The organism is Myxococcus sp. AM011 (assembly GCF_013372595.1).
GTDB classification, from domain to species: Bacteria; Myxococcota; Myxococcia; order Myxococcales; family Myxococcaceae; genus Myxococcus; species Myxococcus eversor.
This window is the reverse complement of sequence record NZ_JABXEM010000030.1, coordinates 50,250-57,981: the sequence shown is the minus strand read 5'-3', so window position 1 is coordinate 57,981 and position 7,732 is coordinate 50,250. Positions and strand designations below refer to the sequence as shown.

The window sequence follows — 7,732 nt, the reverse complement described above, 5'->3', positions numbered from 1 at the left end:
TTTAGTCGTCGGCAGCGTCAGAGGTGTATAAGAGACAGACGATCCCCTTCTCAGGAGAGTACCCACTTGCCCCAACCCCCTCCGCGCTCGCCGGTTCCGCCGACTGTCCGGACGTCTTCCCCGCCGTCTTCGTCCGCGACCGTCGTGTCTCGGGGCCCCGCGCCGGGCTATGGGCAGCGGAGCGGTCCCCCGGGCGGTGGTCGTCCGGGTGGCCCGGGTGGTCCTGGCGGACGTCCCGGTGGTCCGGGCGGTCCGGGTGGGCGTCCCGGTGGTCCGGGCGGTCGTCCCAGCTATCCGACGTACCAGAGCCAGAGCGCGCGTCCCGGCCAGGGGCCGGTGCGTCCCAGCTCCGCTCCTGGAGCGCAGGGCGTGGCCGGTGGCGCTCCCGCGCCGCAGGGTCCCACCATCATGGTGGGCGGCGTTCCTCACGCCCAGGTGTCTCCGACGGGTGGTCAGGCGCGTCCCACGGCCACGCAGGCCGTCGTCATCTCGCGCCCGCTCATCCAGGTGCGCCGCGTCACCCCCACGGCCGGCCAGGCGAAGCAGTACCCCATGGCGCCGGGTCGCGCGGGCATCCCCGAGCGCCGTGAGTACAAGGTGGTTCCGGACCATCTGGGCCGGGGCCGCGAGCTGGTGGACGTCTCCAAGAACAAGGAGCGGGGCCAGCGCAAGCGCACCAGTGGCGATACGACCAGCGTGTCCAAGCAGGAACTGACGGACATGGTCTGGGGCCGCGTCACCATCCCCATCCGTGGCAAGAAGAAGAAGCCCACGAAGAAGGGCGCCAAGACGCAGATCACCCAGATGGCCGAGGAGAAGAAGGTCATCAAGCTGCAGGAGGGCATCTCGGTGTCCGACCTGGGCCAGCGCATGGGTATCCGCAGCGCGGAGCTCATCAAGAAGCTGATGGCGCAGGGGAAGATGGCCACGGCCAACCAGCTGGTGGACGCCGACACGGCGGAGACCATCGCCGCCGACTACGGCTGGAAGATCGAGCGCGTGGGCTTCGAGGTGGAGGACTACCTGCCCGAGGTGGAGGCCCGTCCCGAGGACGAGCGTCCTCGTCCGCCGGTCGTCACCATCATGGGCCACGTCGACCACGGCAAGACGAGCTTGCTGGACGCCATCCGCAGCGCCAATGTGGCGTCGGGCGAGGCGGGCGGCATCACCCAGCACATCGGCGCGTACAGCATCACCACCGCGCGGGGTGACGTCACCTTCCTGGATACACCGGGCCACGAGGCCTTCACGTCCATGCGCGCCCGCGGCGCCAACGTGACGGACATCGTGGTGCTGGTGGTGGCCGCCGACGACGGCGTGATGCCGCAGACGGTGGAGGCCATCAAGCACGCGAAGGCGGCGGAAGTCCCCATCGTCGTCGCCATCAACAAGATGGACGTGCCCGGCGCCAACCCGGACCGCGTGAAGAAGGACCTGGCCGCCCACGAGCTCGTCCCGGAAGAGTGGGGCGGCGACACCATCATGGTTCCCGTCTCGGCCAAGACGAAGCAGAACCTGGACCTGCTGCTGGAGAACCTGGCGCTGCAGGCCGAGGTCCTCGAGCTCACGTCCAACCCGAACCGCCCGTCGGTCGGCGCCATCATCGAGGCCAAGCTGGACCGCGGCCGTGGCCCGGTCGCCACGGTGCTGGTGCAGGAAGGCACGCTCAAGCTGGGCGACGCCGTCGTCACCGGCTCGCACTACGGCCGGGTCCGCGCGATGAACAACAGCCGCGGCGAGATGGTGAAGGAAGTCAAGCCGGGCTACTGCGCGGAGGTCATCGGCCTGTCCGGTGTCCCCAGCGCGGGTGACGCCATCAACGTGGTGGCGGACGAGAAGGCGGCCAAGCAGATCGCCGAGCACCGCAACATGAAGGAGCGGCAGACCGAGCTCGGCAAGGTCAGCCGTGAGTCCCTGGAGCAGCTGTTCGCCAAGACGAAGGCGGGCGGCGGTCCCAAGGAACTGCGCGTCGTCATCAAGGCGGACGTGCAGGGCTCGGCCGAGGCCGTCAAGCAGGCCGTCCAGAAGCTCTCCACCCACAAGGTCAAGGTGGAGGTCGTCCACTCCGGTGTGGGCGCCATCACCGAGGGCGACGTGATGCGGGCGGCCGCCTCCAAGGGCGTGGTGCTCGGCTTCAACGTCCACCCGGAGTCGGGTGCGGAGGCCGCGGCCAAGGCTCAGGAAGTCAACCTGCAGAGCTACACCATCATCTACGAGCTCATCGACGGGGTGCGCTTGGAGATGGAGGGCCTGCTGGAGCCCATCCGCACGGAGAAGAAGCTGGGCCGCGCGGAGGTCCGCAGCACCTTCAACGTTCCTCGCCTGGGCACCATCGCCGGCGCGGCGGTGTTGGACGGTGTGATGAAGCGAGGCGCCATCGTTCGCCTCATCCGCGAGAACAAGCAGCTGTTCGCCGGGAAGATGGCGTCGCTGCGGCGCTTCAAGGACGACGTCAAGGAGGTCGCTCAGGGCTTCGAGTGCGGTATCGGCATCGAGAACTTCAACGACCTCAAGGCCGGCGACATCATCGAGGCCTACGAGATCGAAGAGACCCGGCAGAGCCTCACCTAGTCTTCGGCCGCGTGTCCTCTCGCCCCCGGGAAGGCCCCACCTTCCCGGGGAGGTTTCGCCCTGGGGGCCTCGCGCAGTCGCCAGGTCCCCCGGGGTCGGGGGATTGGCATGTTCGTAGGTGTCGCACGTCTCACCCTCCAGATTCCGGACAGCGGGTCGCTGAAGTCCAAGCGACAGGTGTTGCGCCGGGTGACGGACCGGGTGAAGGCTCGCTTCAACGTGGCCGTGGCCGAGGTGGACGACCAGGACCTCTGGCAGAAGGCCTCGCTCGCCCTCTCGGTGGTGGGAAATGACCGCCGCCACGTGGACGAGCAACTGGAGAAGGTCATCCACTTCATCGAGGAGATGTACGTCGCCCCGCTGATGGCGCGGGAGACGGAGATCTTCGCCTTTGGAGATCAGCTCTTCGCCGCCGGCGGTACGGCGGGTGCCGGGGCCGAGCAGTCCGCCCTGGACGACGAGGACGAAGCACCGCTGTCGCCGGAAGCGGCGGCGGCCCAGTCGGAGGCGGCCATTGCTCGCTTCCTGCGGGGCGAGCGGGCCTCCCTGGCGGAGGCCGAGGGGTTGGGTGAGTGGGAGCGCCGTCATGACGGCGACAACGACGGCGACCCCGGTACGGGCCGCCCGTCACCGTCGGGCGGTGGACGGATGACGCTGGACGAGGCGCGGGTTCGAGCCCGCTCCCTGCGCAACCCGCGAGACTGGGAGAAGAAATGACGACGCATTCCCGACCCGAGCGAGTGGGGCAGGAAATCCAGGTGGCCATCGGCGACCTGCTGACCCGGGGCGAGCTGAGAGACCCGCGCATCGGCTACATCACGATTACCGGGGTGAAGGTCTCCCCGGACCTCCGCGTGGCCCGTGTCTTCTACTCGATGATTGGCACGGCCGAGGAGCGCTCGGACACGCAGAAGGGGCTGGAGGCGGCCAAGGGCTTCGTGCGCCGCCACGTGACGTCCGCCGTCAACCTGCGCGTCTCGCCGGAGATCTTCTTCTCGTTCGACGAGTCCGTGGGCGAGGGGGACAAGATCGACCGTCTGCTTCGCGAGGTCCGGAGCAAGGAAGGCTGGTAGTTCCAGCCCCGGGCCCACAAGATTGGCGCGACATGGACGGCGTCCTCGTCATCGATAAGCCCTCTGGCCCCACGTCCTTCGACGTGGTGCGACAGGTGCGCTCGCTGTTGAGAATCAAGAAGGTGGGTCATACGGGGACGTTGGACCCCATGGCCACCGGAGTGCTGCCCCTGTGTCTGGGAGAGGCCACCAAGGTGGCCGGCTTCATCACCGAGGGCGACAAGGCCTACGACGCCACGGTGCGCCTGGGCGCGGAGACGGACACCCAGGACGCACAGGGGCAGGTGACGGCGCGTGGGGAGGTGCCCGCGCTGACGCCCGCACTCCTGGAAGCCGCGCTGGCGCGCTTCCGAGGAAGCTTCGACCAGGTGCCGCCCATGTATTCGGCGGTGAAGGTGGCCGGGAAGCGACTGTACGAGCTGGCCCGCGCTGGCGAGGAAGTGGAGCGCGCCGCCCGTCACGTGACGGTGTACGAGCTGGTGCTGCGGGACTTCTCCGCGGACCGCCTCCACCTGTCCGTGCGCTGCTCCAAGGGCTTCTTCGTTCGCACCCTGGCCTTCGACCTGGGTCGGGTGTTGGGCTGCGGGGCCCACCTGGAGGCGCTGCGGCGCACGGCCAGCGGCCCCTTCGTGCTGGCTCGGGCGCTGCCGCTCGCGGACGTGCCGGCCCTGTTGAAGGACGGGACGCTGGCCTCGCGGCTGGTGCCCATCGCCGAGGCCCTGGTCGACCTGCCCGAGGTGCGGGTGGGGGCGGAAGACGCCAAGCGGGTGTCCCACGGCGTGCCGGTGGAGGTGGCTCCCTCCTCGTTGCGTCCGGGCCGGCTGCGCGTGACGGGCCCGGACGGGGCACTGCTGGCGGTGGCGGAGGGCGTGGGTGGACGGCTGCGCTACCTGCGAGTGCTCGTCTAGGCCCGGCTGCCCCCTGGCTGTGCGTCTTCACACGCTCCACCTCTCGTGAGGCGCACGGGCAGGCGTCCAAGGTTGACCCTGGGTAGGGTGAAGCTTATAAGCCCCCCGCTCGTTAGAAGTGGAGCATGAGACCCGGTCTGTACCCCTCCGCGGACCTGGGCGACTCAAGTGGAATCACTCCGGAGCGGGGTACGAAGGACAGAATCACATGTCGCTGCATCAGGAGCGCAAGTCGGAGTTGGTGACGAAGTTCAGGACCCACGAGACGGACACCGGGTCCCCTGAAGTGCAGGTGGCGCTGCTGTCCGAGCGCATCAACCAGCTCACCGAGCACTTCAAGACGCACAAGAAGGACCACCACTCCCGCCGCGGTCTGCTGAAGCTGGTCGGTCAGCGTCGCCGGCTTCTGGACTACCTGAAGTCGAAGGACGTCACCCGCTACAAGAAGCTCATCGAGAGCCTCGGCATCCGCAAGTAGGCATCTCGGTAGGACCCGGGGCGCTGGTTCAACCAGCGCCCCGCGCGTTTCAGACGCAGGGAATTGGCAGGACGAAGAGCAGTTGAGAAGCGGTGGGTGGTGGCGGGCAAGGGAGTGGTGCCGACGGAGGTTTTGGTTTCCGTTCGGACCGGCTGACACGGTGTCGGCCGGTGCGATCAGGGATCAAAAGTTCCGAGACATCCCTCCGGCGCTCCGCAAGCGCCCTTCCGCAGTACAGGCTGGCGGTTGCCTGTCATGTGCCTGTTTCGGGCCTTGGCGACCGCTCATACACCCCGAGGGCCCTCCCGGGGTGCCAGGTCCCTTGCGGGCCAGGTGCGTGCGGTGGGGTCCTCGCCCGAAGAATACCGAGGCAAGGACATGCTGAAGAAGAGCGTCAAGATTGGCGAGAGCGAGCTGAGCATTGAAGTGGGTCGTCTGGCCAAGCAGGCGGATGGCTCCGTGGTGGTGCGCTACGGCGACACCATGCTGCTCGTGACGGCGGTAAGCGCGCGCGAGAAGAAGGACATCGACTTCCTGCCGCTGACGGTGGAGTACCAGGAGAAGCTGTACTCGGCGGGCCGCATCCCCGGCAGCTACTTCAAGCGCGAGGGCCGGCTGACGGAGAAGGAGACGCTGGCCTCCCGCGTGGTGGACCGCTCCCTGCGTCCCCTGTTCCCGGAAGGCTACGCGTACGAGACGCAGGTCATCGCCAGCGTCATCTCCGCGGACCCGGAGAACGAGGGCGACGTGCACGGCATCACCGGCGCCTCCGCGGCGCTGTGGGTGTCGGACATCCCGTTCGACGGTCCCCTCGCAGGCATTCGCGTGGGCCGCGTGGGCGGTCAGCTGGTGGCCAACCCCACCGCGAAGCAGCGTGAGCAGAGCGACCTCGACCTGGTCATGGCGGTCAGCCGCAAGGCCATCGTCATGGTGGAAGGCGGCGCGGAAGAGGTGTCCGAGGCGGACATGGTCGCCGCGCTGGACTTCGGCTTCCAGGCCGCCCAGCCCGCGCTGGACCTGCAGGACGAGCTGCGCCGCGAGCTGAACAAGCAGGTCCGCTCGTTCGACAAGCCGGCCACCGTGGACGAGGGCCTGCGCTCCAAGGTGCGCGAGCTGGCGATGGACGGCATCAAGGCCGGCTACGCCATCAAGGAGAAGGGCGCCCGCTACGATTCGCTCTCCAAGACGAAGAAGGAGACCATCGCGAAGCTCAAGGAGCAGCTCGCGGAGGCCTACTCCCCGCTGGTGGAGAAGCACGCCAAGCAGGTGGTGGAAGACCTCAAGTACGAGCACATGCGCGAGATGACGGTCAACGGCGGCCGCATCGGCGACCGCGGTCACGACGTGGTTCGCTCGATTACGAACGAAGTGGGCGTGCTCCCGCGCACCCACGGCAGCGCCGTGTTCACCCGCGGCGAGACGCAGGCGCTCGTGGTGGCCACGCTGGGCACCAGCGATGACGAGCAGCGGCTGGAGATGCTGGGAGGCATGTCCTTCAAGCGCTTCATGCTGCACTACAACTTCCCCCCGTTCAGCGTGAACGAGACCAAGCCGCTGCGCGGCCCGGGCCGTCGTGAAATCGGCCACGGAGCGCTGGCGGAGCGCGCGCTGCGCAACATGGTGCCGAAGAGCGAGTCCTTCCCGTACACGGTTCGCCTCGTGTCGGACATCCTCGAGTCCAACGGCTCCTCCTCCATGGCCTCCGTGTGCGGTGGCACGCTGGCGCTGATGGACGCGGGTGTCCCCATCAAGTCGCCGGTGGCCGGCATCGCCATGGGCCTGGTGAAGGAGGGCGAGAAGATCGCCATCCTGTCCGACATCCTCGGTGACGAGGACCACCTGGGCGACATGGACTTCAAGGTGTGCGGCACCAGCAAGGGCATCACCTCCATCCAGATGGACATCAAGATCACCGGTCTCACCACGGAGATCATGAGCCGCGCGCTGGAGCAGGCGCGTCAGGGCCGCATCCACATCCTGGGCGAGATGCTCAAGACGCTGGCGCAGCCCCGCAAGGAAATCAGCCAGTACGCGCCCCGCATCACCACCATCCAGATTCGCCCCGAGTTCATCAAGAACGTCATCGGGCCGGGCGGCAAGGTCATCAAGGACATCATCGCTCGCACGGGCGCGGCGATTAACATCGAGGACTCCGGCCGGGTGGACATCGCCAGCGCGAACGGCGAGGCCGTGAAGGCCGCCATCGCGATGATTCAGGCGCTGACCCGCGAGGCGGAAATCGGGAAGATCTACACGGGCACCGTGCGGAAGATCGCCGAGTTCGGCGCCTTCGTGGAGCTGTTCCCGGGCACCGACGGCCTCATCCACATCTCCGAGCTGTCCGACAAGCGCGTCAAGAGCGTCTCCGACGTGCTGAGGGAGGGCGACGAGGTGCTGGTGAAGGTGGTCAGCATCGACAAGACGGGCAAGATTCGCCTGTCGCGCAAGGAGGCGATGGCGGAGCGCGCGGCGACCCAGCAGGGTGCCGCTGACGCTGTCGCCGCACAGCCGGCCCCCGAGGCCACCCAGCCCGACGCGAAGGCCTGATTGACGCCTCGCGTCCGAGCCTCCTCGTGAGGCTCGGAGTCGTGCCAACGCCCCCTTCCGCCACCGCGCGGGAGGGGGTGTTTTCGTTTGGGACGGCACTGGCTTAGACCTGGGGGTGGGGGCCGTGCGTTGGAGGCACGAGCCCCGCCTTCCGG

At 68.0% G+C, this 7,732-nt stretch carries 5 protein-coding genes; all 5 read left to right on the top strand.

The features are described 5' to 3' along the window. The first annotated feature begins 2,679 nt into the window (after positions 1-2,679). The 5 genes from HUW62_RS08885 (at position 2,680) to pnp (ending at position 7,577) form a co-directional block, all read left to right on the top strand. Positions 2,680-3,288, top strand: coding sequence for a DUF503 domain-containing protein (locus HUW62_RS08885; protein WP_176434174.1), 609 nt, complete (start codon positions 2,680-2,682; stop codon positions 3,286-3,288). Beyond that, complete coding sequence (gene rbfA, locus HUW62_RS08880; protein WP_141644243.1) at positions 3,285-3,644, top strand: 30S ribosome-binding factor RbfA; 360 nt, start codon at positions 3,285-3,287, stop codon at positions 3,642-3,644. The genes HUW62_RS08885 and rbfA overlap by 4 nt, the downstream gene beginning before the upstream one ends. 32 nt (positions 3,645-3,676) lie before the next feature. Then, positions 3,677-4,552 (top strand): tRNA pseudouridine(55) synthase TruB, encoded by an 876-nt coding sequence (gene truB / locus HUW62_RS08875; RefSeq protein WP_163867395.1) that lies wholly within the window; start codon positions 3,677-3,679, stop codon positions 4,550-4,552. 208 nt (positions 4,553-4,760) lie between these two features. Next, a complete protein-coding gene (gene rpsO / locus HUW62_RS08870; RefSeq protein ID WP_141644273.1) occupies positions 4,761-5,030 on the top strand; it encodes a 30S ribosomal protein S15 in 270 nt (89 codons plus the stop codon). Positions 5,031-5,408: 378 nt separating this feature from the next. Next, positions 5,409-7,577 (top strand): polyribonucleotide nucleotidyltransferase, encoded by a 2,169-nt coding sequence (gene pnp, locus HUW62_RS08865; protein WP_163867396.1) that lies wholly within the window; start codon positions 5,409-5,411, stop codon positions 7,575-7,577. The last annotated feature ends 155 nt before the right edge of the window (positions 7,578-7,732 follow it).

What these genes read in the sequence shown, in the direction of transcription:
- HUW62_RS08885 (WP_176434174.1), top strand. Translation starts at nt 2,680, where the DNA reads ATGTTCGTAGGTGTCGCACGTCTCACCCTCCAGATTCCGGACAGCGGG.
- rbfA (WP_141644243.1), top strand. Translation starts at nt 3,285, where the DNA reads ATGACGACGCATTCCCGACCCGAGCGAGTGGGGCAGGAAATCCAGGTG.
- truB (WP_163867395.1), top strand. Translation starts at nt 3,677, where the DNA reads ATGGACGGCGTCCTCGTCATCGATAAGCCCTCTGGCCCCACGTCCTTC.
- rpsO (WP_141644273.1), top strand. Translation starts at nt 4,761, where the DNA reads ATGTCGCTGCATCAGGAGCGCAAGTCGGAGTTGGTGACGAAGTTCAGG.
- pnp (WP_163867396.1), top strand. Translation starts at nt 5,409, where the DNA reads ATGCTGAAGAAGAGCGTCAAGATTGGCGAGAGCGAGCTGAGCATTGAA.